The organism is Variovorax sp. Root411 (assembly GCF_001425205.1).
Taxonomy (GTDB): domain Bacteria; phylum Pseudomonadota; class Gammaproteobacteria; order Burkholderiales; family Burkholderiaceae_C; genus Variovorax.
The window spans coordinates 442,536-468,632 of record NZ_LMDW01000012.1 but is presented as its reverse complement, the minus strand read 5'-3'; the positions used below and the strand labels follow the sequence as shown (position 1 = coordinate 468,632).

The following is a 26,097-nucleotide window of genomic DNA, read 5'->3' as shown; positions in this document are numbered from 1 at the left end:
CGAAACATCCGCGCGTCCGTGCCACGAGGAGGAACGTATGGACTTTCGCAAGGTCGACGCGTGGCTGCTGCCGCGCCCGGGCGCATCGGTTGCGGGCGCCGCGCTTGCGGTGGCCTGCCTGCTGGCGGGTTGCGGAGGTGGCGGCGGCGGAGGCGGTGGCGCAGTCCTGCCGATCGGCCTGCTGCCCGTGACCACGACACCGCCCGCCAGCGGCGGCGGTGGCGGCGATGGCGGCATCGTCGCCTCGGCCACGGTTGCCGGCCTGTGCGCGGCGCCGCGCGCGGGCGTCAACCCCGACACGGGTGGCGCCTATCCCGACCGCACCGGCTCCCTCGACAACGAGAAGAGCTGGGTGCGCGGCTGGATCGACGAAACCTACCTCTGGTACGGCGAGGTGCCGACCACGCTCAAGGCCGCCGACTACGCCACGCCGGTCGCCTGGTTCAACGTGCTCAAGACGCCGCTCACCACGGCTTCGGGCCGCGCCAAGGACCGCTTCCACTTCACCTACGACACCGAGGTGTACCGCCAGCTGTCGCAGGGCGGCGTGTCGGCCGGCTACGGCATGGAGACGGCGGCGATACGCAGCTCGCCGCCGCGCGACATCCGCATCGCCTTCGTCGAGCCGAACTCGCCTGCTACCAATGCGAGCCTGCAGCGCGGCGCGAAGATCCTCACCATCGACGGTATCAACGTCGTCAGCAGCACCGGCGCCGCCAACGTCAATGCGATCAACGCCGCCCTCTCGCCCAAGGCCGTCGGCGAATCGCACACCTTCACCTTCGAAGTGAACGGCGTCGCGCAGTCTCCCGTGCAGCTGACGGCCGCGAAGGTCACCAGCACGCCGGTGCAGAACGTCCAGGTCATCGACACCGGCAGCGGCCGCGTCGGCTACCTGCTGTTCAACGACCACATCACGACCTCCGAGGCGCAGTTCATTGCCGCGGTGAACACCTTCAAGCAGGGCGCGGGCATCCAGGATCTCGTGCTCGACATGCGCTACAACGGCGGCGGCCAGCTGCTCATCGCCAGCCGGCTGGCCTACATGATCTCGTCGCCGGCGGTGACCGCGGGCAAGACCTTCGAGCAACTCACCTTCAACGACAAGAACCCGTTCCACCTGACGGCGGCGCAGACCCTGACGCCCTTCACCGGTACCAGCCGCAGCGGCCAGGCCCTGCCCACGCTGGGCCTCTCGCGCGTCACGGTGCTCACCGGCCCGGACACCTGCTCGGCCAGCGAGTCGGTCATCAACAGCCTGCGCGGCGTGGGGGTCACCGTCAACCTCGTCGGCGGCACCACCTGCGGCAAGCCCTACGGCTTCTACCCGCAGGACAACTGCGGCACCACCTACTTCGCGATCCAGTTCAAGGGCGTGAACCAGCAGGGCTACGGCGACTACGGCGACGGCTTCGCGCCCACCGCCGGTTGCACCGTGGCCGACGACTTCACCCACCAGCTCGGGGACCAGAGCGAGGCGCGGCTCTCCGCGGCGCTCACGCTGCGCAGCACCGGCGCCTGCCCGGCCGCGTCGTCCAAGGCCTCGGCGTCGGGCCTGGACAAGAGCCAGGCTGCGCCCGCTGTGGAGCAGCCCTACATGCCTGGCCGCTCGCCGCTGCGCGAGAACCGGCTGGTCGATCCCTCCCCCGATCCGGCCTGATCCGACCGGCCCGCGCAAACCCCTAGGCTGTGGCGCTTGCCATGGCTGCGGCTTGCGCCGTAGAGTTAGCAAACGTTTGCGCAAAGCTTTGCGCAAACGTTTGTATTTCAGTGCCTTCGACTGAAAACCAACCTCTTAGTCTCAGGAGCGGAAGATGCAGATGCGCAAATGGATCGGGGCGATGTTCATCGCCGTCATCACGGTGTTGGCGGGCTGCGGCGGCGGTGGCGACGGAGGCGGCGGCATCGGCCTGGGCCCGGGCTTCGGCGTCGGATCGGGCGGCACCACGGCGCAGAAGATCATCATCGACAGCGACTACAACACCATGAGCGACGACGGCCAGCTCGGCGTCATGGCAGTCCAATTGCAGGCCAGCGGCAAGGTGCAGGTCATGGGCATCAGCGTGGTCTCGGGCAACCAATGGCTCAAGCAGGGCGTGGCCGACGCGCTGATGTCGATGGAGCGGCTCGGCGTGGGCAACCGCATCGGCGTCTACGTGGGCGCGAACTACGCGCTCAACCACAGCTTCGCCGACGTGCAAGCCGAGATGGCCGCGGGTGCGGGCGGCGACGGCTATCTCGGCGCCTGGGGCGGCCCCGAGCCCAAGACCGATGCCGACCTCAAGCCCTCGCCCGACGGCTTTGCGCAGCACACCGTCGTGCAGCGCAAGAGCGCGGTCGACTTCATCGTCGATACCGTGAAGGCCAATCCCGGCGAGATCACCATCCTTGCCATCGGCCCGCTCACCAACATCGCACTCGCGGCGAAGCAGAACCCCGAGATCGTCCCGCTCATCAAGAAGATCGTCTACATGGGCGGCGCCATCGATGTGCCGGGCAACACCACCAAGGCCGCCGAGTTCAACTGGTGGTTCGACCCCGACGCCGCGCAGTTCGTGGTGCGGCTGCCGATCTCGCAGGTGGTGGTGCCGCTGGACGTGACCGACACCGTGTTCCTCACCAAGACCATTTACGACCGCATCGCGCACCCGGCCAAGCCCACGGCCGTGACCGACGTGTTCCAGAAGCTCAACGGCTACGGCTTCGACGGCAAGAACGGCTTCGAGAACAACCCGAACTACACCCAGAACATCTGGGACACCCTCACGCTGGCCTACCTGATCGACCCGGGCTACGCCACGCAGACGGTGGACCGCTACGTCGACGTGATCGCCAAGCCTGGCGCGGCAGACAACGGCCGCTCCATCGGCTATGCCTCGCAGCCTGCGGGCCCCACGCTGCAGAAGATGACGGTGGTGAAGAAGTTCGACAACGCGCGCTTCTTCGAGCTGTACGTCGACCTGCTCACGCGGCCGGTGCCGGTCGTGCTGCCCGTGACGAACTGAAGGCTAGAAGGCCTCGCACACCCGCAGCACTTCGCTGCCATAGGCCTCGAGCTTTTTGGTGCCGATGCCGCTGATGCCCTGCAGGTCTTCAAGCGTGGCGGGTGCGCGCTCGGCGATGGCCGCCAGCGTGGCGTCGTGGAAGATCACGTAGGCCGGCAGGTTGTGCTCCTTCGCCACCTCGGCGCGCCATGCCTTGAGCGCCTCGAAGCGCTTCTTGCCGGTGTCGTCGAGCTTGGCGGCGGCCGGCGAGGGCGCGCCTTTGACGGTCTTCTCGCGCCGGGTCTTGCGCTCCGCCGGTGACGACACCGACTCGCGCAGCGTCACGCTCGCCTCGCCCTTGAGCACCGCGCGCGAGCCCTCGGTGAGCTTCAGTGTGTTGAACGCCTCCGCGTCCACCGCGAGCGCGCCCGTGGCGATCAGCTGGCGCAGCACGCCGCGCAGCGCCACCTCGCTGAACTCCGCGCCGATGCCGAAGGTGCTGATGCGCTCGTGGCCGAACTGCTTGACCTTCTCGGTCGGCTTGCCGCGCAGGATGTCCATGATGTGCCCTGCGCCGAAGCTGATGCCGCTGAGCTGCTGCACGCGGTAGATGGTGCTCAGCAGCTTGCGCGCGGCGTCGGTGCCGTCCCACACCTGTGGTGGATTCAGGCAGTTGTCGCAGTTGCCGCAGGGTGTGCTCTTCTCGCCGAAATAGCCCAGCAGTCGCACGCGCCGGCAGTCGCTCGCCTCGGCCAGGGAGAGCAGCGCGTCGAGCTTGCCGCGCATCACCTGCTTGAATTCCTCGCCGGCGGGGCTCTCGTCGATCATGCGGCGCTGGTTCACCACGTCCTGCAGGCCGTAGGTCATCCAGGCGTCGGCGGGGCCGCCGTCGCGGCCCGCGCGGCCGGTTTCCTGGTAGTAGCCTTCGATGTTCTTGGGCATGTCCAGGTGGCCGACGAAGCGCACGTCGGGCTTGTCGATGCCCATGCCGAAGGCGATGGTCGCGACCATCACGATGCCTTCCTCGCGCAGGAAGCGGTCCTGGTGCTTCTGTCGCACCGCGGCATCGAGTCCCGCGTGATAGGGCAGCGCATTGATGCCGGCGTCGCGCAGCATCACCGCCACGTCTTCCACCCGCTTGCGCGACTGGCAATAGACCACGCCCGCATCGCCTTCATGCTCGCGCTCGATGAAGCGCAGCAGCTGCGTGGTCGCGTCCTTCTTCTCGACGATGGTGTAGCGGATGTTCGGCCGGTCGAAGCTGGAGACGAACTGGCGCGCCTCCTCGAGCTGCAGCCGCTCGACGATGTCGGCGCGCGTCAGGTCGTCGGCCGTGGCCGTGAGCGCGATGCGCGGCACGCCCGCATAGCGTTCGTGCAGCACGGTGAGCGCGCGGTACTCGGGGCGGAAGTCGTGGCCCCACTGGCTCACGCAATGCGCCTCGTCGATCGCGAACAGCGAGAGCTTGCCGCGCTCCTTCAGCGAATCGAGCTGCGACAGGAAGCGCGGCGTGTTCACGCGTTCGGGCGCCGCGTACAGCAGCGTGATCTCGCCGCGCAGCATGCGGCGCTCGACGTCCTGCGTCTGCTCCCAGTCGAGCGTGGAGTTGAGAAAGGCCGCGCTCACGCCGGCCTCATGCAGCGCGCCCACCTGGTCGTGCATCAGCGCGATCAGCGGCGACACCACCACCGCCACGCCGTGCCCCGCGCGCTGCCGTGCGATGGCAGGGATCTGATAGCACAGCGACTTGCCGCCGCCCGTGGGCATCAGCACCAGCGCGTCGCCGCCGCCGACCACGTGGTCGACGATGTCCTGCTGGGCCCCGCGGAACTGCGCGTAGCCGAAGACTTCGTGAAGGATGTCGGCGGGTGCGCTGCTGCCGGAGGCGTCGATGGGGCGGGGAGCGAGAGAGGACACAGGCAGCGGAGGGGAGGTCGGAAGGGGGGCGAAGGGAGGGGCCGCCGATTGTCCCCCAGCCGCGCGGATATGACTGTGGCACAAGGTTTGCAATGGTGGCCCCCGTCCTGCGACCTTTCTTGTCTAGACAGCAAACCGGTGCATTTCCCAAGAAATTGCACCAAAAATGACCTCTCGGGTTATCCTGTATATACAAGTTGGGGCGCTTGGCAACAATGCGAGGCGTGCGCAGCCCGGCCACCGAGGCGCGCCGCCGAGCCATCTTTCAAGAACGGAACCAGGAGTACCCATGGTCAAGACGACGGTAGTTGTGAAAGTCGCTTCGCTGCTGGCAGCAGGTGCATGTGCAGCGGGCATGGCCGGAACGGCCGCCGCCCAGGAAACCAAGATCGCGCTCGGCATGTCCGGCTGGACCGGCTTCGCGCCGCTCTCGCTGGCCGACAAGGCGGGCATCTTCAAGAAGAACGGCCTGGACGTCGAACTCAAGATGATTCCCCAGAAGGACCGCCACCTTGCCCTGGCCTCCGGCGCCATCCAGTGCGCGGCCACCACGGTCGAGACGCATGTGGCCTGGAACGCCAACGGCGTGCCCATCGTCCAGATCTTCCAGATGGACAAGTCCTACGGCGCCGACGGCATCGCGGTGCGCAACGACGTGAAGAGCTTCGCCGACCTCAAGGGCAAGACCATCGGCGTGAGCGCCCCCGGCACCGCGCCGTACTTCGGCCTGGCTTGGATGCTCAGCAAGAACGGCATGACGCTGAAGGACGTGAAGGTGGTCTCGCTCGAGCCGCAGCCCGCTGCGCAAGCCTTCGTGGCCGGCCAGAACGACGCCGCCATGACCTACGAGCCGTACCTGTCGACCGTGCGCGCCAACCCCGCCGCTGGCAAGATCCTGGCCACCACGCTCGACTACCCGATGGTGATGGACACCGTCGGCTGCGCGCCCACCTGGCTCAAGGCCAACCCCAAGGCCGCCGCCGCGCTCACCAAGTCGTACTTCGACGCGCTCGACATGATCAAGGCCGAGCCCGAAAAAGCCAACGAGCTCATGGGCTCGGCCGTCAAGCAGAGCGGCGAGCAGTTCGCCAAGTCGTCGGCCTACCTGCGCTGGCAGGACAAGGCGGCCAACCAGAAGTTCTTCTCGAGCGAACTCACGACCTTCATGAAGGAAGCCGCGGCCATCCTGCTGGAAGCCGGCGTGATCCGCAAGGCACCTGAAGACTACGCAGTGACCTTCGATGCAAGCTACGTCAAGTAAGGCGCTGCCGCAGGTGCCGCCGCGCGCGGCATCGGCCTCCACCGCGGCTTCCTCTCTGCCCGTGGCGCCCGTGCGGCGCCGCGCATTCGCGCCGCTCGAACCCATTGGTGCGCGGGCACGCGTGCTGCTCGGGCTCGGCTTCTTCGTCGTGTTCGTGCTGGTGTGGTCGCTGGCCACGCTCGGCGGCTTCGTGTCGCCGACCTTCCTCGCCAGTCCGCCGACCATGGTCAAGGAAGGCTGGCTGCTCTTCACCGAGTACGGCTTCATCGGCGACATCGGCATGACCGTGTGGCGCGTGTTCGGCGGCTTCCTGCTGGCGGCCGTGTTCGCGGTGCCGCTGGGCATCGCGATGGGCACCTGGAAGACCGTCGAGGCCTTCTTCGAGCCCTTCGTGTCCTTCTGCCGCTACCTGCCGGCCTCGGCCTTCATCCCGCTGCTGATCCTGTGGGCGGGCCTGGGCGAGATGCAGAAGCTGCTGGTGATCTTCATCGGCTCCTTCTTCCAGGTCGTGCTGATGGTGGCCGTCACCGTGGGTGGCGCGCGGCGCGACCTGGTCGAGGCCGCCTACACGCTGGGCGCGAACAGCCGAGGCATCGTGGCGCGCGTGCTCATTCCGGGCGCCGCGCCGGGCATTGCCGAAACGCTGCGCCTCGTGCTCGGCTGGGCGTGGACCTACGTGATCGTGGCGGAGCTGATCGGCTCCTCGTCGGGCATCGGCCACATGATCACCGACAGCCAAGCGCTCTTGAACACCGGGCAGATCATCTTCGGGATCATCGTGATCGGCGTCATCGGCCTCTTGTCCGACTTCGCTTTCAAGGCGCTGAACCGCCGTCTGTTCGCATGGGCCGCACTGTGAAGAACCAACTTTCCATCCAGGGCGTCTCGCGCGTCTTCACCGGCACCAAGGGCCAGCGCACGCAAGCGCTGCAGCCGATCGACTTCGAAGTGAAGGAGAACGACTTCGTCACCATCCTCGGCCCCTCGGGCTGCGGCAAGTCGACGCTGCTGCGCATCGTAGCGGGGCTCGACTTCCCGACCACCGGCCAGGTGATGCTCGACGGCGAGCGCATCGAAGGCCCGGGCGCCGACCGCGGCGTGGTGTTCCAGAGCTACACGCTGTTCCCCTGGCTTACGGTGGCGCAGAACATCCGCTTCGGCCTGCGCGAGCGCGGCATGAGCGAGGCCGACCAGAAGGAGCGCAGCGAGTTCTTCATCGCCAAGGTGGGGCTGCGCGGCTTCGAGAACCATTTTCCGAAGCAGCTCTCGGGCGGCATGCAGCAGCGCACCGCGATTGCACGCGCGCTGGCCAACGACCCCAAGATGCTGCTGCTCGACGAGCCCTTCGGCGCGCTCGACAACCAGACCCGCGTGCTGATGCAGGAACTGCTGCTCGGCATCTGGGAGTCGGCGCGCAAGACGGTGCTGTTCGTTACGCACGACATCGACGAGGCGATCTTCATGGCCAACCGCGTGGCGGTGTTCAGCGCACGGCCGGGGCGCATCAAGACCGAGATCGCGGTCGATTTTCCGCATCCGCGCAGCTACACCATCAAGACCTCGCCGGAGTTCATGGACATCAAGGCGCGGCTGACCGAAGAGATCCGCGCGGAGTCGATGGCGGCTGCGGAGCATTGATGAGCGCTTGCTTTTCTCTTCGATGCGTTCGTTCGGGGTGCGATCCCGCCGACGCGGTGACCTTTTTCGCGAATGTCCCCCGCTTCGCTCCTCCTTTATTTCGCGAAAAAGGCCCCCGCATCGGCGGAATCGTTCAGAGACAGGGCGTCGGGTGCTCCCCGCAGCGAAATAAAGGAGGAGCGAAGCGGGGGACATTCGCGCAGGGGAGTACCCGGCGGCCTGTGCACGCGCCCCGAACAAAGGCCCAAAAAGCAAAAGCAACAATGAAACGCGACCTCCCCACCCTCGCGCTCTACGCGCAAGTCAAGGATCACATCTCCCGCAAGATCCAGGACGGCACGTGGCCGCCCGGCCACCGCCTGCCCTCGGAGCATGAGCTGGTCGCGCAGTTCGGCATGGCGCGCATGACCGTGAACCGCGCCCTGCGCGAACTGGTGGAACAGGGCCGCATCGTGCGCGTGGCCGGCGTCGGCAGCTTCGTCGCCGAGAACAAGCCGCAGTCCACGCTGCTGCAGATCGCCAACATCGCCAGCGAAATCCGCCAGCGCGGACACGACTACCGCTGCGACATGATCGCGGTCGAGCGCATCGCCGCCTCGCCCGACGTGGCCGCGTGGCTCGACATGCGCGCCGGCACCTCGGTGTTCCACAGCGTGTGCCTGCACCTTGAGAACGGCACGCCCGTGCAGCTCGAAGAGCGCTACGTCAATCCGCAGGTCGTGCCCAACTACCTCGAGCAGGACTTCACCGCCCTGCCGCCCAGCGAATACCTCGTGCGCAACGTGCCCTTCGACCAGATCGAACACGTGGTCGATGCCGTGCTGCCCAACCAGGAGCAGGCCGACCGGCTCGCCATGGCACCCACCGACCCTTGCCTCTTGCTCACGCGCCGCACCTGGACACGCAACATCCCCGTGACCTGGGTGCGCTGCCTGCATCCCGCTTCGCGCTACAGCCTGGGCAGCCGCTTCCGAGCCGACGGCAACCCGAGCTTCGGCTGATTTTTTTTGTCCACGAAGACCGACGTTTTCTCTCGCAACTACTTGTATAGACAGGTTCACATGCCAAACAAGCACACCACCACTCCAGATGCCGCTTTGACCCTCACGCCCGGCCAGGTCGATCTGGCGATGCTGCGACGCATCCAGGCCGGCGGCGTGCAGCTCTCGCTCGACCCGTCGGTGCGCGACGGCATGCTTCGCGCCGAAGCCGCTGTGCGCCACATCGTCGAGAACGACCAGGTCGTCTACGGCATCAACACCGGCTTCGGCAAGCTCGCGAGCACGCGCATCGGCAACGACCACCTGGCGGAACTGCAGCGCAACCTCGTGCTGTCGCACAGCGTGGGCACGGGCGAGCCGCTGGCCGCGCCGGTGGTGCGGATGGTCCTCGCGACCAAGGCGGTGAGCCTGGCGCGCGGGCATTCGGGTGTGCGCCCCGCATTGGCCGATGCGCTGCTGGCGCTGTTCAATACGGGCGTGATGCCGCGCATCCCGGCCAAGGGCTCGGTCGGCGCGTCGGGCGACCTCGCGCCGCTCGCGCACCTGGCCTGCGTGCTGATCGGCGAAGGCGAAGCGACGCTGGCCGACGGCACTGTAGTGAGCGGCGCTGAAGCGATGAAGAGCATCGGCCTCGCGCCCTTCGTGCTCGGCCCCAAGGAAGGCCTCGCGCTGCTCAACGGCACGCAGGTGTCGACCGCGCTCGCGCTGTTCGGCCTGTTCGGCGCGGAAGACGTCTTCGCTTCTTCGCTGATGTCGGGGGCGCTGTCGCTCGAAGCGATCCAGGGCTCGATCAAGCCATTCGACGCACGCATTCATGCAGCGCGCGGCCAGCTGGGCCAGATCGCCGTGGCAGGCGCGGTGCGCACCTTGCTCGAAGGCAGCGAGATCGTGCCTTCGCACGCCGACTGCGGCCGCGTGCAAGACCCGTACTCGGTGCGCTGCATCCCGCAGGTGATGGGTGCCTGCCTCGACAACCTCGCGCATGCCGCGCGCGTGCTGGTCATCGAGGCCAATGCCGCGTCGGACAACCCGCTGGTGTTCTGCGACACCGGCGAGGTGATCTCCGGCGGCAACTTCCACGCCGAGCCCGTCGCCTTCGCGGCCGACATCATCGCGCTGGCCATCAGCGAAGTCGGCGCCATCGCCGAGCGCCGCATCGCGCTGCTGCTCGACACCGGCCTGTCGGGCCTGCCGCCGTTCCTGGTGCGCGATGGTGGCCTCAACTCGGGCTTCATGATCGCGCAGGTCACGGCCGCGGCGCTGGCGTCGGAGAACAAGTCGCTCGCGCACCCCGCCAGCGTCGACAGCCTGCCGACCTCGGCCAACCAGGAAGACCATGTGTCGATGGCCACCTTCGCGGGCCGCCGGCTCGGCGACATGGTCAACAACACCGCAGTGGTGGTCGGCATCGAAGCCATGGCCGCCGCGCAAGGGATCGAACTCAAACGCAAGCTCAAGAGCTCGCCGCTGGTCGAAGCCGAATTCGCCGCCATTCGCCAGAAGGTCGCCTTCCTCGAACGCGATCGCTACCTCGCCCCCGACATCGAAGCCATGCGCCAGTGGGCGCTGGAGGCCGCGCTGCCGGCCGCGCTGCTCGACATCCTGCCCAGTCACTCGTAAAACCTCACCCGACAGACAAGGAGAACCACGCCATGAACGCTCCCGACAAATTCGCCATGAACAACCCCGATGCCGCCGACCCGCGCCATGACCCGACCCGTGTGATCCGCGCGCCGCGCGGCAGCGAGCTCAACTGCAAGAGCTGGCTCACCGAAGCGCCGTTCCGCATGCTGCAGAACAACCTCGACGCCGAGGTGGCCGAGCGCCCGCAAGACCTCGTGGTGTACGGCGGCATCGGCCGCGCCGCGCGCAACTGGGCCTGCTACGACCAGATCCTCGCGTCGCTGAAGGAACTGAACGACGACGAGACGCTGCTGATTCAATCGGGCAAGCCGGTCGGCGTTTTCAAGACGCACGAGAACGCGCCGCGCGTGCTGCTCGCCAATTCGAACCTCGTGCCCAAGTGGGCCAATTGGGAGCACTTCAACGAGCTCGACCGCCAAGGCCTCTTCATGTACGGCCAGATGACGGCGGGCAGCTGGATCTACATCGGCAGCCAGGGCATCGTGCAGGGCACCTTCGAGACTTTTGTCGAAGCCGGCCGCCAGCACTACAACAACAGCCTCGCGGGCAAGTGGATCTTGACGGCCGGCCTGGGTGGCATGGGCGGCGCGCAGCCGCTGGCCGCCACGCTGGCCGGTGCGGTGTCGCTCAACATCGAGTGCCAGCAGTCGAGCATCGACTTCCGCCTGCGCACGCGCTACGTCGACAAGCAGGCGCGCGATATCGACCATGCCTTCGAGCTCATCAAGCAGCACTGCGACGCGAAGGAAGCGGTGTCGATCGCGCTGCTCGGCAATGCGGCTGACATCCTCCCCGAGCTGGTGAAGCGCGCGAAGGCCGGCGGCCTCAAGCCTGATCTGGTGACCGACCAGACTTCGGCGCACGACCTCATCAACGGCTACCTGCCCTCAGGCTGGAGCGTGCCGCAGTGGCAGGCAGCGATGAAGGACGTTTCGCAGCACGACGCGCTCAAGAAGGCGGCCGCGAAGTCGTGCGCCGTGCACGTGCAGGCCATGCTCGACTTCCAGGCCATGGGCATCCCCACGGTCGACTACGGCAACAACATCCGCCAGGTCGCGTTCGACGAGGGCGTGAAGAACGCCTTCGACTTCCCCGGCTTCGTGCCGGCCTACATCCGCCCGCTGTTCTGCGAAGGCAAGGGCCCGTTCCGCTGGGTCGCGCTCTCGGGCGACCCGGAGGACATCTACAAGACCGACGCCAAGATCAAGGAGCTGTTCCCCGAGAACACCCACACCCACCGCTGGCTCGACATGGCGCGCGAGCGCATCGCCTTCCAGGGCCTGCCGGCGCGCATCTGCTGGCTGGGCCTGGGCGAGCGCCACATCGCGGGCCTGGCCTTCAACGAGATGGTGAAGAACGGCGAACTCAAGGCGCCCATCGTCATCGGCCGTGACCACCTGGACACCGGCTCGGTCGCCAGCCCGAACCGCGAGACCGAGGCCATGAAGGACGGCACCGATGCGGTGAGCGACTGGCCGTTGCTCAACGCACTGCTCAACACCGCGGGCGGCGCCACCTGGGTCAGCCTGCACCATGGCGGCGGCGTGGGCATGGGCTACTCGCAGCACTCGGGCGTGGTGATCGTGTGCGACGGCACCGACGCGGCCGCCAAGCGCATCGAGCGCGTGCTGTTCAACGACCCGGCCACCGGCGTGATGCGCCATGCCGACGCGGGCTACGAGATCGCGGTCGCCACCGCGAAGAAGCAGGGCCTGAAGCTGCCGATGGTGAAGTGACGGCGGGCCGGCGGTTAAGACGGAGGTAGAAAGAAAAAACACGCCCATTCCCACTCTTTGGGAATCGGGGCTTGGAAGTGGGAACGGCGGGCAAGATACTGCACGCCGGTTCCACTCATCCGATCGACCGCATGACGACCCCGACCGACGCCCCCGCCAACGACCGCGCGCTGTTCGTGCTGTCGGTGCTGGCGCAAAGCAAGGCAGCGATGACGGCGGCCGAGCTGGTGCAGGCCACCGGCCTGTCGCAGAGCACGCTGTACCGGCAGATCGCCACGCTGCGCCGCTGGGGCTTCGTGATGGAATCCGATGGCCGCTACTCCCCGGGCCCGGTGAGCGTGCAACTTGCCACCGGCTTCGACGGCAATTCCGACCTCGTGATGGCCGCGCGCGCCGACATGCGCGCGCTGGCCCAGCAGACGCACGAAAGCGTGGCGTTGGTCACGGCCGTGAATGAGCGTGTCGTGTGCCTGGAGATGATCGACAGCGAACAGTCGCTGCGCTGCTCCTTTGACCGCGGCCGCAGCGTGCCCGCGCGCGACGGCGCCAGCGCCAAGTGCCTGCTGGCCCACATGCCGCTCGACCAGCGCGATGCCCTGCTCGACGGGCTCGGCGAAAGCCCCGAACGCCGCGCCGAACGCGCCGCCGAACTCGACGCCATCCGCGAGGCCGGCCATGCCGTGACGCACGGCGAGGTCGATGCCGGCGTGTGGGGCGCGAGCGCGCCGGTGCTGGCCACCGGCCGGCATCTGCGCGGCGCGATCACGCTCATGGCGCCGCTCACGCGCGTCGAGGGCATGGAAGCTGCATTGCTCCACATGACCGTCGTCACGGCGGCCCGCATCTCGCGTGCCTTGCAGTAGCTGCTGCGTCTTTCTCCCTTTTCAAACCCACGGAAGCCTTTCACCATGAACACCCGTCGCACTCTTTTCACCATTGCTGCCGCCGCTCTCTTCGGTTTCGCCGGCGCTGCCCAGGCCCAGGCCCAGGGCGAGCCGCTGCGCGTGGCCACCGACGCCACCTTTCCGCCGATGGAGTTCGTGGAGAACGGCAAGCGCACCGGCTTCGACGTGGAGCTGGTCGAGGCTATCGGCCAGACACTGGGCCGCAAGATCGAGTGGATCGACATCGACTTCAAGGGCCTCGTGCCGGGCCTGATCTCGAAGCGCTTCGACATGGCTGTTTCGGCCATCTACATCACCGACGAGCGCAAGAAGGTCGTCGATTTCACCGCACCGTACTACGCCGGCGGCCTCGTCGTGATGGTGAAGGACGGCAACACGGCGATCAAGACGCCGGCCGACATCAACGGCAAGAAGGTCAGCGTGCAGGTGGGCACCAAGTCGGTGGCCTTCACGAAGGAGAAATTCCCGCAGGTGCAGCTGATGGAAGTCGAGAAGAACCAGGAGATGTTCAACCTCGTCGACATCGGCCGCGCTGACGCAGCGGTCACCGGCAAGCCCGCCGCCTACCAGTACGTGCGCACGCGCGGCGGCCTCAAGGTGCTGCCCGAGCAGATCACCACCGAGGACTACGGCATGGCCATCCGCAAGGACACGCCTGAGCTCACCAAGGCCGTGAACGGCGCGATCGAAAAGCTCAAGGCCGACGGCACCTACGCAAAGATCGTGAACAAGTGGTTCAACGCCAGCGCCAAGTAAGCGCGCCATGGATTTCGATTTCTCGCCCGTCTGGCAGGGCTGGACCGACCTGCTGCGCGGCGCCCTCGTCACGGTGGAGATCACCGCGTGCGCGCTGACGCTGGGCTGCGTGCTGGGCCTGCTGGTCGGCATCGGCCGGCTGAACCCGAAGCGGCGCTGGCTCTACGGCGCGTGCACCGCCTACGTGGCGGCCATTCGCGGCACGCCGCTGCTGGTGCAGCTGTTCATCCTGTTCTTTGGCCTGCCGCACTTCGGCATCCTGCTGCCGGCCTTCCTGTGCGGCGTGCTGGGGCTCGGTGTGTATTCGGGTGCGTACGTGTCGGAGATCGTGCGCGGCGCGATCCAGTCGATCGACAAGGGCCAGACCATGGCAGCGCAGTCGCTGGGCATGACGCCCGGCACGGCGATGCGCGAGATCGTGCTGCCGCAGGCGGTGGTGCGCATGATCCCGCCGCTGGGCAACGAGTTCATCGCGCTCATCAAGAACTCGGCGCTGGTGTCGCTGCTGACGATTCACGACGTGATGCACGAGGGGCAGAAGATCATCAGCGTGTCGTACCGCTCGCTGGAGGTGTACCTCGCGATCGCCGTCGTGTACTTCATGCTGACCGGCACGATGACGCTGGTGCTGCGGCACTTCGAGCAGAAGCTGAGGCAAGGTGGGTTGATGCGATGAGCATGCGCGGCGTACAGCATTTCTCTCGCAGCACACTCCCGGTCACCCCCTGGAAAAACGGCGGCGGCACCACGCAAGAGATCGCCAGCTGGCCGCAGGGCGCGGCGCTCGACGGCTTCGGCTGGCGCGTGAGCATCGCGACCATCGCCGCGGCCGGACCGTTCTCGGTGTTCGAGGGCATCGACCGCAGCATCATGCTGCTGGAGGGCGATGGCGTTCGCCTGTTCACGCACGACGGGCGCGTCAGCCACTGGCTCGACGCGACACATCGGCCCTTCGCCTTCAGCGGCGACGACGCGATCGACTGCACGCTGCTCGGCGGCGCATCGAACGACTTCAACGTGATGACGCGGCGCGGCCAGTGGCGTGCCGACGTGCAGGTGCTGGACCGCGCGTCAGCCGTCGATGCGGCGCCGCACGGCGTGCTGCTCGCCTTGCGCGGCGCCTGGCGCTTGAACGAAGAGACCTGCCGTGAGGGCGAAGGCCTGTGCTGGACCGACGCGGCCCATGCATGGCGCGCGACACCCGAGAGCGACGACGCCCGGCTGGTGGCGGTGCGCATCCTGCCGACGTAACCCGCAAAAAGAAAGATAACGACAATGAAACCTGTCAGCGAATACCCCTCGGCCGACGGCCTCTGGACCGGCCTGCGCCTTGCGCCCGATGCCGCACCCGGCGTGGCGCTGGAAGACGGCGTCGAGGCCGCCATCGTGGTCGCCCAGGGCGCCATCCGCTGGGTCGGCGCGCGCGACGCGCTGCCGGTCGAATTTGCGGCACTGCCCACGCACGACGGCGGCGGGGCGCTGGTCACGCCCGGCCTTGTCGATTGCCACACGCACCTCGTCTACGGCGGCCAGCGTGCCAACGAATTCGCGATGCGGCTCGCAGGCGCCACGTACGAAGAAGTGGCGAAGGCCGGCGGCGGCATCGTCTCGTCGGTGCGCGCCACGCGCGAGGCCGACGAGGACACGCTCTTCGCGCAGGCTGCAGCCCGGCTCGAACAGCTGCTGGCCGACGGCGTCTGCGCCATCGAGATCAAATCGGGCTACGGGCTTTCGCTCGAGCATGAGCGCAAGCAGTTGTGTGTGGCGCGGCGCCTGGGCGAAGCCTACGGCGTGACGGTGCGCACCACTTTCCTCGGCGCGCATGCGCTGCCGCCCGAATACGCGGGCCGCAGTGGTGACTACATCGACCTCGTCTGCCGCGAGATGCTGCCCGCGCTCGCGGCCGAGGGGCTGGTCGATGCGGTCGATGTGTTCTGCGAACGCATCGCCTTCTCGCTCGAAGAAACAGAACAGGTCTTCCAGGCGGCGAAGGCGCTCGGCCTGCCGGTGAAGTTGCATGCCGAGCAACTGTCGGACATGGGCGGTGCCGCGCTGGCCGCGCGCTACGGCGCGCTCTCGTGCGACCACATCGAGCACCTGTCGGCCGAAGGCATCGAGGCCATGCGCCGGTCGGGCACCGTGGCCGTGCTGCTGCCCGGCGCCTACTACACGCTGCGCGACACGCACCTGCCGCCCATCGAGGCGCTGCGCGCCGCCGGCGTGCCGATGGCGGTGTCCACCGACCACAACCCCGGCACCTCGCCGGCCTTGAGCCTGCTGCTGATGGTGAACATGGCATGCACGCTGTTCCGCCTCACCGTGCCCGAGGCGCTGGCCGGCGTCACCGTGCATGCGGCGCGCGCGCTGGGGCTGCAGCAGACGCACGGCGCCATCGCGCCCGGCAGGCCCGCCAACTTCGTGTTGTGGAACGTGCGCGAGGCGGCCGAGTTGGCGTACTGGTTCGGCCAGCAACCCGTGCGCACCGTGGTGCGACAAGGCCGCATCGCGGCAGGAGCCCAGGCATGACACACACGCTTTTCGCAACCGACGCGCTGCTGCCCGAAGGCTGGGCGAAGAATGTCCTGCTCGCATGGAACGACGCCGGCCAGTTCACGCAGGTGCAGGCCGGCGCGCAACGCCCCGCCGACGCACGAACTGTGAAAGGCCCACTGATCCCCGGCATGCCGAACCTGCATTCGCACGCCTTCCAGCGCGCCTTCGCGGGCCTGACCGAGCACCGCGCCGGCCAGCACGACAGCTTCTGGAGCTGGCGCACGCTGATGTACCGCTTTGCTGCGCGCCTCGGCCCGCAGCACATGGAGGCGATTGCGACCTGGCTCTACGCCGAGATGCTCGAAGCGGGCTATACCAGCGTCTGCGAGTTCCAGTACGTGCACCACGATGCCGACGGCCGCCCCTATGCCAACGATGCGACGCTGAGCCTGGCGCTGCTGCGCGCCGCGCAGAAGACCGGCATCGGCTTCACGCTGTTGCCCGTGCTCTACCAGACCAGCGGTTTCGGCGACATGCCGCCCACCGACGGGCAGCGCCGCTTCGTGCGCTCGACCGAGTCGATGCTGCGCCTGCTCGACACGCTCAAGCCCTTGTGCGATGCGCAGGGTGCGCGGCTGGGCCTCGCGCCGCACTCGCTGCGCGCCGTGCCGCCCGAGGCGCTGCGCGATGCGATCGCGGGGCTCGAAGCCATCGACCGCACCGCGCCCATCCACATCCACATCGCCGAGCAGACCAAGGAAGTCGACGACTGCGTCGAATGGAGCGGGCTGCGCCCGGTCGAATGGCTGCTCGACCATGCGCCGGTCGATGCTCGCTGGTGCCTCGTGCATGCCACGCACATGAACGACGCCGAGTACGAGTACGCGGCCAGGAGCGGCGCGGTGGCCGGCCTGTGTCCCACGACCGAAGCCAACCTCGGCGACGGCATCTTCGACTTCGCCGAGTGGCGCAGCCATGGCGGCGCATGGGGCGTGGGCTCGGACAGCCACGCCAGCGTCAACGCGGCCGAAGAACTGCTGATGCTCGAATACAGCCAGCGGCTGGCCACGCGCCAGCGCAACGTCGGCGCGAGCGCGGCGCAACCGCATGTGGCCACGGCGCTCACGCTCGAAGCGGTGCGGGGCGGGGCGCAGGCCGGGGGCCGCAACGTCGGCGGGCTCGCCGCGGGCCAGCAGGCCGACTTCATCGTGCTCGATGCGTCGCACCTCGCGCTGCAGGGCCTGTCGGCGCCCGACATGCTCTCGGCCCACGTCTTTGCGAGCCACCGCACCAGCGCCATCGACACCGTCTGGGTCGCGGGCCGCGAACGCGTGGCGGCCGGCCGCCACGCATTGCACGACGAAGCCGCGGCCGCCTTCGTGGCCGCGCGCACCCAACTTCTTCAGGACTGATCCCACCATGGCCTTCATCACCACCGAACCCGCCTTCCGCTTTCGCCAGGGCACTCGCCCGCTGCTGATCTCGATGCCGCACGTCGGCACCCACGTGCCGCCCGCGCTCGCCGCGCGCTTCACCGAAGAGGCGCGCCACGTGCCCGACACCGACTGGCACCTCGAACAGCTCTACGGCTTTGCCGACGAGCTCGGCGCGTCGGTGCTGGTGGCTACGCATTCGCGCTACGTGATCGACCTGAACCGTCCGCCCGACGGCGCGAGCCTGTACCCGGGCCAGAGCGTCACCGGCCTGTGCCCGGTGGACACCTTCGACGACACGCCGCTGTACGCGGCCGGCGACGTGCCCGGCGAGGCCGAGACCGCCGAGCGGCGCGAGGCGATCTGGCAGCCCTACCACCGGCAGCTCGCGGCCGAGCTCGAACGGCTCAGGTCGGTGCACGGCACCATCGCGCTGTGGGACGCGCACTCGATCCGCTCGGTGCTGCCGCGCTTCTTCGAGGGCAAGCTGCCCGACCTGAACCTCGGCACCGCCGACGGCAAGAGCTGCGATCCGGTGCTGGCCGCAACGCTGCGGGGCATCGCCACCTCGGCCGAGGGCTACACCGGCGTGCTCAATGGCCGCTTCAAGGGCGGCTACATCACGCGCCAGTACGGCAACCCCGCCGGCGGCGTGCATGCGGTGCAGCTCGAGATGACGCAGTCGAGCTACATGCAGGAAGCGCTGCCCTTCGCCTACCTGCCCGAGGTGGCTGCGGGCGTGAAGCCGCATGTGCGCCGCATGCTCGAGGCGGTGCTCGGGTTCGTCGAAGGCCGCCGCGGGTGAGCGCACTGGACTTTAGACTTGTGAACACAACCGCCATCCATGCGCTCGCGCGCCCCGAAGTGCCGCCGCTGCCGCCCTACAACGCGGGCCTGTCGTCGGAGGCCGTGCGCGCGCGCTACGGCGTGAGCGAGATCGCGCGCCTCGCGAGCAACGAGAACCCCTACGGCGCCAGCCCCGCGGTGGGGCGCGCCCTGGTCGATCTGGCCGCGCGTGCGGGCACCTACCCCGACGCCAACTGCACCGCGCTGCGCGCCGCGATCGCCGGGCGAACGGGTGCGCAGCCCGCGCAGGTGGTGATCGGCAACGGCTCCGAGGACATCCTCCAGATGCTGTGCCAGGCGCTGCTGTCGCCGGGCGACCGCGTGCTCACGCAGCGCCCGGCCTTCGGGCTGCACGAGATCTACCCGCGCATGATGGGCGCGCAGATCGAGCTGCTGGCGCTCACGCCGGCGCTCGGCTTCGACCTCGATGCCTGGTGCGCGGCGCTCGCGCGCGGACCCAAGGTGGTGATGCTGGCCAATCCCTCGAACCCGGTCGGCTGCATGTTCGATGCGGGCGACTTCGCGCGCCTGCTCGCGGCGGTGCCGGCGGGCACGCTGCTGGTGGTGGACGAGGCGTACCACGAGTACGCGCGGCTGGCGCCCGGCTATCCCGACGTGCTTTCGATGCTGCGCGCGTGGGAGGGCGCCGACGCAGCCGCAGGCCGTCCCTGGATCGTGCTGCGCACCTTCTCGAAGGCCTGGGCGCTCGCGGGCCTGCGGGTGGGCTACGGCATCGCTTCCGACGAGGCGCTGGTGCAGCTGCTCGACCGTGTGCGCACGCCCTTCAACGTGAACCTCGCGGCCCAGGCCGCGGCGCTGGCGGCCTGGGGCGACGAGCCCCATATGGCGCGCGCGGTGGAGCGCACCGTGCAGCAGCGCGAGGTGCTGGCGACGCAGCTTCGCGCGCTCGCGCAGTCGGTCCTTCCGGGCCTGCGCATCGCGCCCTCGGCGGCCAATTTCCTGTTCGTTGATCTCGCACGGCCGAACGGGCCGGTCAACGAGGCGCTGCTGGCGCGCGGGATCATCGTCAAGCCCTGGAAGGAGCCGGGCTTCGAGACCTTCATCCGGGTGTCGGTGGGCACCGACGAGGAGAACGCGCGCTTCGTGCAGGCGCTGACGGAGATTGCGGGCGGGCCGGACTAGCGCCAAGACCCGCCCGGAAGCCGGGCCAGGCCGGGGTTTTTACAATCGCGGGAATGACGAAGCCCCTCACCTACACCCGCGGCCAGGCACTGCCCGGCATCCTCGCGCAACGCATCGCGATCCTCGACGGCGCGATGGGCACGATGATCCAGCGCTTCAAGCTCACCGAGGCGCAGTACCGCGGGGAGCGCTTCAAGGACTTCGAGCGCGACGTGAAGGGCAACAATGAGCTGCTCTCGCTCACCCGGCCCGACGTCATCTCCGACATCCACGAGGGCTACCTCGCGGCCGGCGCCGACCTGATCGAGACCAACACCTTCGGTGCGACCACCATCGCGCAGGAGGACTACAAGATGGCCCACCTCGCGCGCGAGATGAACCTCGAATCCGCCAAGCTGGCGCGCGCGGCCTGCGACAAGTTCAGCACGCCGGACAAGCCGCGCTTCGTGGCCGGCGCCCTCGGCCCGACGCCCAAGACGGCGAGCATCAGCCCCGACGTGAACGACCCGGGCGCGCGCAACGTCGATTTCGAAGCACTGCGCGCTGCCTACTACGAGCAGACCGAAGCGCTGGTCGAGGGCGGCGCCGACGTGATCCTGGTCGAGACCATCTTCGACACGCTCAACGCCAAGGCCGCGCTGTTCGCGGTCGACGAATATTTCGACAACAGCGGCCAGCGCCTGCCGCTGATCATCAGCGGCACGGTGACCGATGCCTCCGGCCGCATCCTCAGCGGGCAGACCGTCACCGCCTTCTGGCACAGCGTGCGCCACGCGCAGCCGCTGGCCATCGGCCTGAACTGCGCGCTGGGCGCGGCGCTGATGCGGCCGTACATCCAGGAACTGTCGAAGGTGGCGGGCGACACCTTCATCAGCTGCTATCCGAACGCGGGCCTGCCCAATCCGATGAGCGAAACCGGCTTCGACGAAACGCCCGACGTCACCTCGCGCCTGTTGCACGAGTTCGCGGCCGAAGGGCTGGTGAACATCGTGGGCGGCTGCTGCGGCACCACGCCGGACCACATCGCGGCCATCGGCAAGGCGGTTGCGCCGGTCGCGGGCCGCGCACTTGGCAGCCACAACGCGGGCTTCTACCGCGAGGCTGCCTGATCGCGCCTCCGGCCGATTGACAGGCTCTCGTGCCCCGGCCTAGGCTGGCTGGCACAGGAACAGGAGCCCGCCATGGCCATGAACACACTCGCCCCCCGCTGGATCGGCATCGGCGCGCTTGCCCTGATCCTGCCGCTTGCGGCCGCGGCGCAGCAGGCCTTCACGCGCGGCACCGTCAACCTGCGCGCCGGCCCCTCGGGCGACTATCCGCTGGTGGCGCGGCTCGGGCCTGGCCAGCCGCTCGACGTGGTCGGCTGCACCAGCGGCTACGGCTGGTGCGACGTGGTGCTGCCCGACGGCGGGCGCGGCTGGGTCTGGTCGCGCAGCCTCGACTACGCCTACCAGGAGCGGCGCGTGCCGCTGGCGGCCTACGGCGCGGTGATCGGCGTGCCGATCATCAGCTTCGCGATCGGCAGCTACTGGGCCAGCTACTACCGCGACCGGCCGTGGTACGGCGAGCGGCGCTGGTGGGGCGGCCGCCCACCGCCGCCCGTGGCGGGCTGGCATCCGCCGCCGCCCGTCAGGCCGGCGTGGCAGCCGCGTCCCTGGCAGCCTGGCCCCGGGTTCCGGCCATCGGCCCCTGGATTCCGTCCGCCGCCGGACCCCGGCATCAGGCCGCCGCGGCCGCAGCCGAGCTTCCGTCCGGGGCTGGCGCCTGGCATGCCGCATCCGCATCCCGGTGGCGGCGGCGGACGACCGCACGGGGGCGGCGGTCATGGCGGGGGTGGCCATGGCGACGGGCACGGGGGTGGTCATGGCGGCGGCCGCGGCCACGACCGCTGAAGAGGCCGGCAGCTAGATTCCGCCGGTCTTGGGGCTGCACTCGCCGGGTGCTACCCGGTCTTTCGCTATCAGTGCCACGAAGCGCTGGGCTCCCAGACCAAGTGGGCGCTCACGTGACCACACGACGTCCACCCACAGGTCCAGCCCGTTGCTGAGGTTCTCGAATGGAATCTCGACCAGCGCCCCGGCCGCTACGTGCGGCCGCGCGAAATTGCGCGGCAGCCAGCCCCAGCCCAGCCCGGCGGTGATCAGGCTCAGCGCGGCCAGCGCGTTGTCGGTGCGCCAGACGTGGCGCGCAAACACGAAGCGCGGGTCGCTGGTGGCGAGGTCGCGGCCGGCCACGACGATCTGCCGGGTGTTGGTCAGGTGCTCCTCGCGCAGCCGGCCGCCCGGCGCCGCGAGCAGCACGGGGTGGTCGGGCGCCATCACGGCCACCATCAGGTCGCTGCCGACTTCCTGGAAGCCTTCGCGCCCGTCGAGGCTCGGGCGTTCGAACACCAGCGCCAGCTGCGCGCGGCCGCTGTGCAGCAGCGCCAATGCATCGGCTTGCGGCGCCGCCAGCACCTCCACCTGCAGCAGCGGGTGTTCCCGCGCCAGCTCGGCCAGCGGGCCGCTCCACGGCGCGGCCAGCAGTTCGGGCGCGATAGCCAGCGTGAGCCGGTCTTCCAACCCCTGGGTCAGCGCCAGCGCCTGCACCTGGAGCTGCCCGAGCTGTGCCGCCAGCAGCCGCGCCTGAGGCTCCAGCGAACGTGCCGCTGCCGTGGGCTGGGGCTCGCGGCCGCTGCGGTCGAACAGCGGCAGGTCGAGTTCGGCCTCGAGGTTGGCGACGGCCATGCTGACCGCCGACGGCACCTTGCGTAGCGCGCGTGCCGCGGCAGAAAAGGAACCGTGGTCGATCACGGCCAGGAAGACCTCGATGTTGTCGCTGGAGAAGGCCACGGCACCCGATCTATCAATAAAACTGAAACAAGTTAACTTTTTATATCAGCGAGTGACACATAAAGTCCAGGCATTGCAGCCACGAACCAGGAAAGAAGCGTCATGCAGGGCATTCAGCGTCGCATCGTCTACATCACCCTTTACGAAGGCATCGCCATCGTCGCCGCGAGCGCCGGGCTGGCCTTGATGACGGACGCCGGCCTGGGCCATTCGGGCATGCTGGCGGTGTCCGCCTCGGTCATCGCGGTGATCTGGAACCTCGTCTTCAACGCGCTCTTCGAGCGCTGGGAAGCGCGCCAGGCCGTGCGCGGGCGCAGCGTGCGCCGCCGCGTCGCCCATGCCATCGGCTTCGAGGGCGGGCTGATCGCTTTCCTGGTGCCGATGTTCGCCTGGGGCCTGGGCGTATCGCTGTGGCAGGCGCTGGTGATGGACCTGGGGCTGGTGGTGTTCTTCCTGGTCTACACCTTCGTCTTCAACTGGGGCTTCGACCGCGTGTTCGGCCTGCCGGCTTCGGCCATGGGTGAGGCGCAGCCCGCCTGAGCCGGCGGGCGGGAGCGGAAACGGGGGCTTTTACCTTGGCCGGTTGAATCGACCTAAAATGCTCCACTTCCCAAGGAGCGTTGCAGCGGTGGGCCTCGCAGGCCGGCCGTCAGGCTTGGGGCGACAACGACGCTCGCCTGTCCGACTCTTCCGCAGGTGAGGCCATGTCCCAGATTCCCGCTCCAGCTACTCCCGATTCCGCCCCCGTCGTTCCCCCGCCCATGAAGCTGTCCGGCCTCGAGCCGGTCGCCATCGGCGCGGGCACGCTGTTCGTCAACATCGGCGAGCGCACCAACGTCACCGGCTCCAAGGCCTTCGCGCGGATGATCCTCAACGGCCAGTTCGAAGAGGCCCTGGCCGTGGCGCGCCAGCAGGTCGAGAACGGCGCGCAGGTGATCGACATCAACATGGACGAGGCCATGCTCGACAGCAAGGCCGCGATGGTGCGCTTCCTCAACCTCATCGCCAGCGAGCCCGACATTGCGCGCGTGCCGGTGATGGTCGACAGCTCGAAGTGGGAAGTCATCGAGGCCGGTCTGCGCTGCATCCAGGGCAAGGGCATCGTCAACTCCATCTCCATGAAGGAGGGGGTCGACAAGTTCAAGCACGAGGCCAAGCTGGTGCGGCGCTACGGCGCCGCCGCGGTGGTCATGGCCTTCGACGAGAAGGGCCAGGCCGACACCTACGCACGCAAGATCGAGATCTGCGAGCGCGCCTACCGCATCCTGGTCGACGAGGTCGGGTTCCCGCCCGAGGACATCATCTTCGACCCGAACATCTTCGCCATTGCCACCGGCATCGAGGAGCACGACAACTACGCGGTCGACTTCATCAACGCCGTGCGCTGGATCAAGCAGAACCTGCCGGGCGCCAAGGTGTCGGGCGGCGTGAGCAACGTGAGCTTCAGCTTCCGCGGCAACGACCCGGTGCGCGAGGCGATCCACACCGTGTTCCTGTACCACGCGATCCAGGCGGGCATGGACATGGGCATCGTCAACGCCGGCATGGTGGGCGTGTACGACGACCTCGAACCCGAGCTGCGCGAGCGCGTCGAAGACGTGGTGCTGAACCGCCGTTCCGACGCCGGCGAGCGCCTGGTCGAAGTGGCCGAGACCGCCAAGAGCGGCGCCAAGGACGACAGCAAGAAGCTCGAATGGCGCGGCACGCCAGAGAACCCGGTGTCGGTCAACCAGCGCCTGTCGCACGCGATGGTGCACGGCATCACCGACTTCATCGTCGAAGACACCGAGGAGGCCTATCAGGCCATTCTGGCCAAGGGCGGCCGCCCGCTGCACGTGATCGAAGGGCCGCTGATGGACGGCATGAACATCGTGGGCGACCTGTTCGGCCAGGGCAAGATGTTCCTGCCGCAGGTGGTGAAGTCGGCGCGCGTGATGAAGTCGGCCGTGGCCCACCTCATTCCCTACATCGAGGAAGAAAAGCGCCAGGACGAGGCCGCGGGCCGCGACGTGCGCACCAAGGGCAAGATCATCATCGCCACCGTGAAGGGCGACGTGCACGACATCGGCAAGAACATCGTGACCGTCGTGCTCCAGTGCAACAACTTCGAGGTGGTGAACATGGGCGTGATGGTCCCGTGCCACGAAATCCTCGCCAAGGCGAAGGTCGAGGGCGCGGACATCGTGGGCCTGTCGGGCCTGATCACGCCGAGCCTCGAAGAAATGCAGTACGTGGCCGGCGAGATGCAGAAGGACGACCACTTCCGCATCAGGAAGATTCCGCTGCTCATCGGCGGCGCCACCACCAGCCGCGTGCACACGGCCGTGAAGATTGCGCCGCACTACGAAGGCCCGGTGGTCTACGTGCCCGACGCCTCGCGCAGCGTGAGCGTGGCGCAAAGTCTGCTGAGCGACCAGGCCACCGCGTACATCGACGAGATCAACGCCGACTACGACAAGGTGCGCCAGCAGCACGCCAACAAGAAGCAGGTGCCCATGTGGCCGCTCGCGAAGGCGCGCGCCAACAAGACGCCCATAGCCTTCGCGAACTACTTGCCGCCGGTGCCCAAGTTCATCGGCCGGCGCCTGTTCAAGAACTTCGACCTGACCGAGCTCGCCAAGTACATCGACTGGGGTCCGTTCTTCCAGACTTGGGACCTGGCCGGCCCATTCCCCGCCATCCTGAAGGACGAGATCGTCGGCACCGAGGCCGTGCGCGTGTACGCCGACGGCCAGCGCATGCTCAAGCGCCTGATCGAAGGCCGCTGGCTCAGCGCCAGCGGCGTGCTCGGCTTCTGGCCCGCCAACACGGTGAACGACGACGACATCGAGCTCTACACCGACGAAACGCGCAGCGAAGTCGCGCTCACCTGGTACGGCATGCGCCAGCAGACCGAGAAGCAGGTGATCGACGGTGTCATGCGCCCGAGCCGCTGCCTCGCCGACTTCGTGGCGCCGAAGGACAGCGGCGTGAAGGACTACGTCGGCATGTTCGCCGTCACCGCCGGCCTGGGCGTCGAGAAAAAGGAGAAGTACTTCGTCGACGACCTCGACGACTACTCCGCCATCATGCTCAAGGCTTTGGCCGACCGATTGGCCGAGGCCTTCGCCGAGGCGCTGCACCACCGCGTGCGCACCGACCTCTGGGGCTACGCGAGCGACGAGAGCCTGAGCAACGACGACATGATCGCGGAGAAATACCGCGGCATCCGTCCCGCGCCCGGCTACCCGGCCTGCCCGGACCACAGCGTGAAGGGCCCGATGTTCGACCTTCTGGGTTGCGCGGACATTGGCATGACCCTGACGGAAAGCCTCGCTATGATGCCCGCCGCCAGCGTGAGTGGTTTCTACCTGAGTCACCCCGATTCGACGTACTTCAACGTCGGCAAGATCGGCCACGACCAGCTGCAGGACCAGGCCGCGCGGCGCAAGGAGAGCGAGTCCGATCTCGAGCGTCTGCTGGCGCCCAATCTTTGAACCTGCCGGCCGGCGCGGCCGCCCGGCGCCGGG

22 protein-coding genes and 1 riboswitch are annotated in these 26,097 nt (G+C 68.2%); of the genes, 20 read left to right on the top strand and 2 right to left on the bottom strand.

What is annotated here, in order from left to right; genetic code table 11:
- Positions 1 to 37: 37 nt before the first annotated feature.
- Positions 38 to 1,660 carry a S41 family peptidase gene (locus ASC92_RS13080; RefSeq protein ID WP_056515796.1) on the top strand — a complete coding sequence of 541 codons (1,623 nt, stop codon included), beginning with the start codon at positions 38 to 40 and terminating at the stop codon, positions 1,658 to 1,660.
- A 160-nt stretch (positions 1,661 to 1,820) separates the two neighbouring features.
- Complete coding sequence (locus ASC92_RS13075; protein WP_056516405.1) at positions 1,821 to 3,005, top strand: nucleoside hydrolase; 1,185 nt, start codon at positions 1,821 to 1,823, stop codon at positions 3,003 to 3,005.
- Positions 3,006 to 3,008: 3 nt separating this feature from the next.
- Here the strand turns inward: ASC92_RS13075 and recQ are convergent, their stop codons facing one another.
- On the bottom strand, positions 3,009 to 4,901 hold the full coding sequence (recQ, locus tag ASC92_RS13070) for a DNA helicase RecQ (protein WP_157609053.1): 1,893 nt from the start codon (positions 4,899 to 4,901) through the stop codon (positions 3,009 to 3,011).
- A gap of 289 nt (positions 4,902 to 5,190) precedes the next feature.
- Between recQ and ASC92_RS13065 the strand changes: the two genes are divergently transcribed.
- From ASC92_RS13065 to ASC92_RS12990, 16 genes are all read left to right on the top strand, one after another.
- Positions 5,191 to 6,162 carry an ABC transporter substrate-binding protein gene (locus ASC92_RS13065; protein WP_056515793.1) on the top strand — a complete coding sequence of 324 codons (972 nt, stop codon included), beginning with the start codon at positions 5,191 to 5,193 and terminating at the stop codon, positions 6,160 to 6,162.
- Positions 6,143 to 7,021 carry an ABC transporter permease gene (locus tag ASC92_RS13060; RefSeq protein ID WP_056515790.1) on the top strand — a complete coding sequence of 293 codons (879 nt, stop codon included), beginning with the start codon at positions 6,143 to 6,145 and terminating at the stop codon, positions 7,019 to 7,021. Before ASC92_RS13065 ends, ASC92_RS13060 begins: the two co-directional genes overlap by 20 nt.
- Complete coding sequence (locus tag ASC92_RS13055) at positions 7,006 to 7,800, top strand: ABC transporter ATP-binding protein (protein ID WP_056515787.1); 795 nt, start codon at positions 7,006 to 7,008, stop codon at positions 7,798 to 7,800. Before ASC92_RS13060 ends, ASC92_RS13055 begins: the two co-directional genes overlap by 16 nt.
- Before the next feature lie 263 nt (positions 7,801 to 8,063).
- Positions 8,064 to 8,801 carry a histidine utilization repressor gene (gene hutC, locus ASC92_RS13050; protein WP_056515785.1) on the top strand — a complete coding sequence of 246 codons (738 nt, stop codon included), beginning with the start codon at positions 8,064 to 8,066 and terminating at the stop codon, positions 8,799 to 8,801.
- A 60-nt stretch (positions 8,802 to 8,861) separates the two neighbouring features.
- A complete protein-coding gene (gene hutH, locus ASC92_RS13045; RefSeq protein ID WP_056515783.1) occupies positions 8,862 to 10,421 on the top strand; it encodes a histidine ammonia-lyase in 1,560 nt (519 codons plus the stop codon).
- A 32-nt stretch (positions 10,422 to 10,453) separates the two neighbouring features.
- On the top strand, positions 10,454 to 12,181 hold the full coding sequence (gene hutU / locus ASC92_RS13040; RefSeq protein ID WP_056515780.1) for a urocanate hydratase: 1,728 nt from the start codon (positions 10,454 to 10,456) through the stop codon (positions 12,179 to 12,181).
- 131 nt (positions 12,182 to 12,312) lie between these two features.
- The gene (locus ASC92_RS13035; RefSeq protein ID WP_056516398.1) at positions 12,313 to 13,044 is read left to right on the top strand and encodes an IclR family transcriptional regulator; all 732 of its coding nucleotides are present in this window, start codon (positions 12,313 to 12,315) and stop codon (positions 13,042 to 13,044) included.
- A 45-nt stretch (positions 13,045 to 13,089) separates the two neighbouring features.
- The gene (locus ASC92_RS13030; protein WP_056515777.1) at positions 13,090 to 13,842 is read left to right on the top strand and encodes a transporter substrate-binding domain-containing protein; all 753 of its coding nucleotides are present in this window, start codon (positions 13,090 to 13,092) and stop codon (positions 13,840 to 13,842) included.
- Positions 13,843 to 13,849: 7 nt separating this feature from the next.
- Positions 13,850 to 14,518, top strand: a complete 669-nt coding sequence (locus ASC92_RS13025) for an amino acid ABC transporter permease (RefSeq protein WP_056515774.1) — start codon at positions 13,850 to 13,852, stop codon at positions 14,516 to 14,518.
- A 2-nt stretch (positions 14,519 to 14,520) separates the two neighbouring features.
- Positions 14,521 to 15,093, top strand: coding sequence for a HutD family protein (locus ASC92_RS13020; protein WP_056516396.1), 573 nt, complete (start codon positions 14,521 to 14,523; stop codon positions 15,091 to 15,093).
- 24 nt (positions 15,094 to 15,117) lie between these two features.
- Positions 15,118 to 16,368, top strand: coding sequence for an imidazolonepropionase (gene hutI, locus ASC92_RS13015; protein WP_056515771.1), 1,251 nt, complete (start codon positions 15,118 to 15,120; stop codon positions 16,366 to 16,368).
- Entirely contained in the window at positions 16,365 to 17,747 is a 1,383-nt protein-coding gene (locus ASC92_RS13010; RefSeq protein ID WP_056515770.1) for a formimidoylglutamate deiminase, read from the top strand. Before hutI ends, ASC92_RS13010 begins: the two co-directional genes overlap by 4 nt.
- A 7-nt stretch (positions 17,748 to 17,754) precedes the next feature.
- Positions 17,755 to 18,573, top strand: a complete 819-nt coding sequence (hutG, locus tag ASC92_RS13005; protein WP_056515769.1) for an N-formylglutamate deformylase — start codon at positions 17,755 to 17,757, stop codon at positions 18,571 to 18,573.
- Positions 18,574 to 18,593: 20 nt separating this feature from the next.
- Entirely contained in the window at positions 18,594 to 19,757 is a 1,164-nt protein-coding gene (locus tag ASC92_RS13000; RefSeq protein ID WP_056515768.1) for a histidinol-phosphate transaminase, read from the top strand.
- A gap of 53 nt (positions 19,758 to 19,810) precedes the next feature.
- Positions 19,811 to 20,866: a homocysteine S-methyltransferase family protein gene (locus ASC92_RS12995; protein ID WP_056515761.1), complete on the top strand. Its 1,056-nt coding sequence runs from the start codon at positions 19,811 to 19,813 to the stop codon at positions 20,864 to 20,866.
- A gap of 78 nt (positions 20,867 to 20,944) precedes the next feature.
- Positions 20,945 to 21,649, top strand: a complete 705-nt coding sequence (locus ASC92_RS12990; protein ID WP_056516390.1) for an SH3 domain-containing protein — start codon at positions 20,945 to 20,947, stop codon at positions 21,647 to 21,649.
- Positions 21,650 to 21,661: 12 nt separating this feature from the next.
- On the opposite strand, the gene ASC92_RS12985 is transcribed toward ASC92_RS12990, so the two are convergent.
- Positions 21,662 to 22,588, bottom strand: coding sequence for a LysR family transcriptional regulator (locus ASC92_RS12985; RefSeq protein ID WP_056515759.1), 927 nt, complete (start codon positions 22,586 to 22,588; stop codon positions 21,662 to 21,664).
- Positions 22,589 to 22,690: 102 nt separating this feature from the next.
- Here ASC92_RS12985 and ASC92_RS12980 point away from each other — a divergent pair, with 102 nt between their 5' ends.
- Together ASC92_RS12980 and metH are read left to right on the top strand one after the other, a co-directional pair.
- Complete coding sequence (locus ASC92_RS12980; protein WP_056515756.1) at positions 22,691 to 23,128, top strand: PACE efflux transporter; 438 nt, start codon at positions 22,691 to 22,693, stop codon at positions 23,126 to 23,128.
- Between the two features lie 66 nt (positions 23,129 to 23,194).
- Positions 23,195 to 23,270: riboswitch (S-adenosyl-L-homocysteine riboswitch) on the top strand.
- A gap of 22 nt (positions 23,271 to 23,292) precedes the next feature.
- The gene (metH, locus tag ASC92_RS12975) at positions 23,293 to 26,064 is read left to right on the top strand and encodes a methionine synthase (RefSeq protein ID WP_082519584.1); all 2,772 of its coding nucleotides are present in this window, start codon (positions 23,293 to 23,295) and stop codon (positions 26,062 to 26,064) included.
- Positions 26,065 to 26,097: the final 33 nt, after the last annotated feature.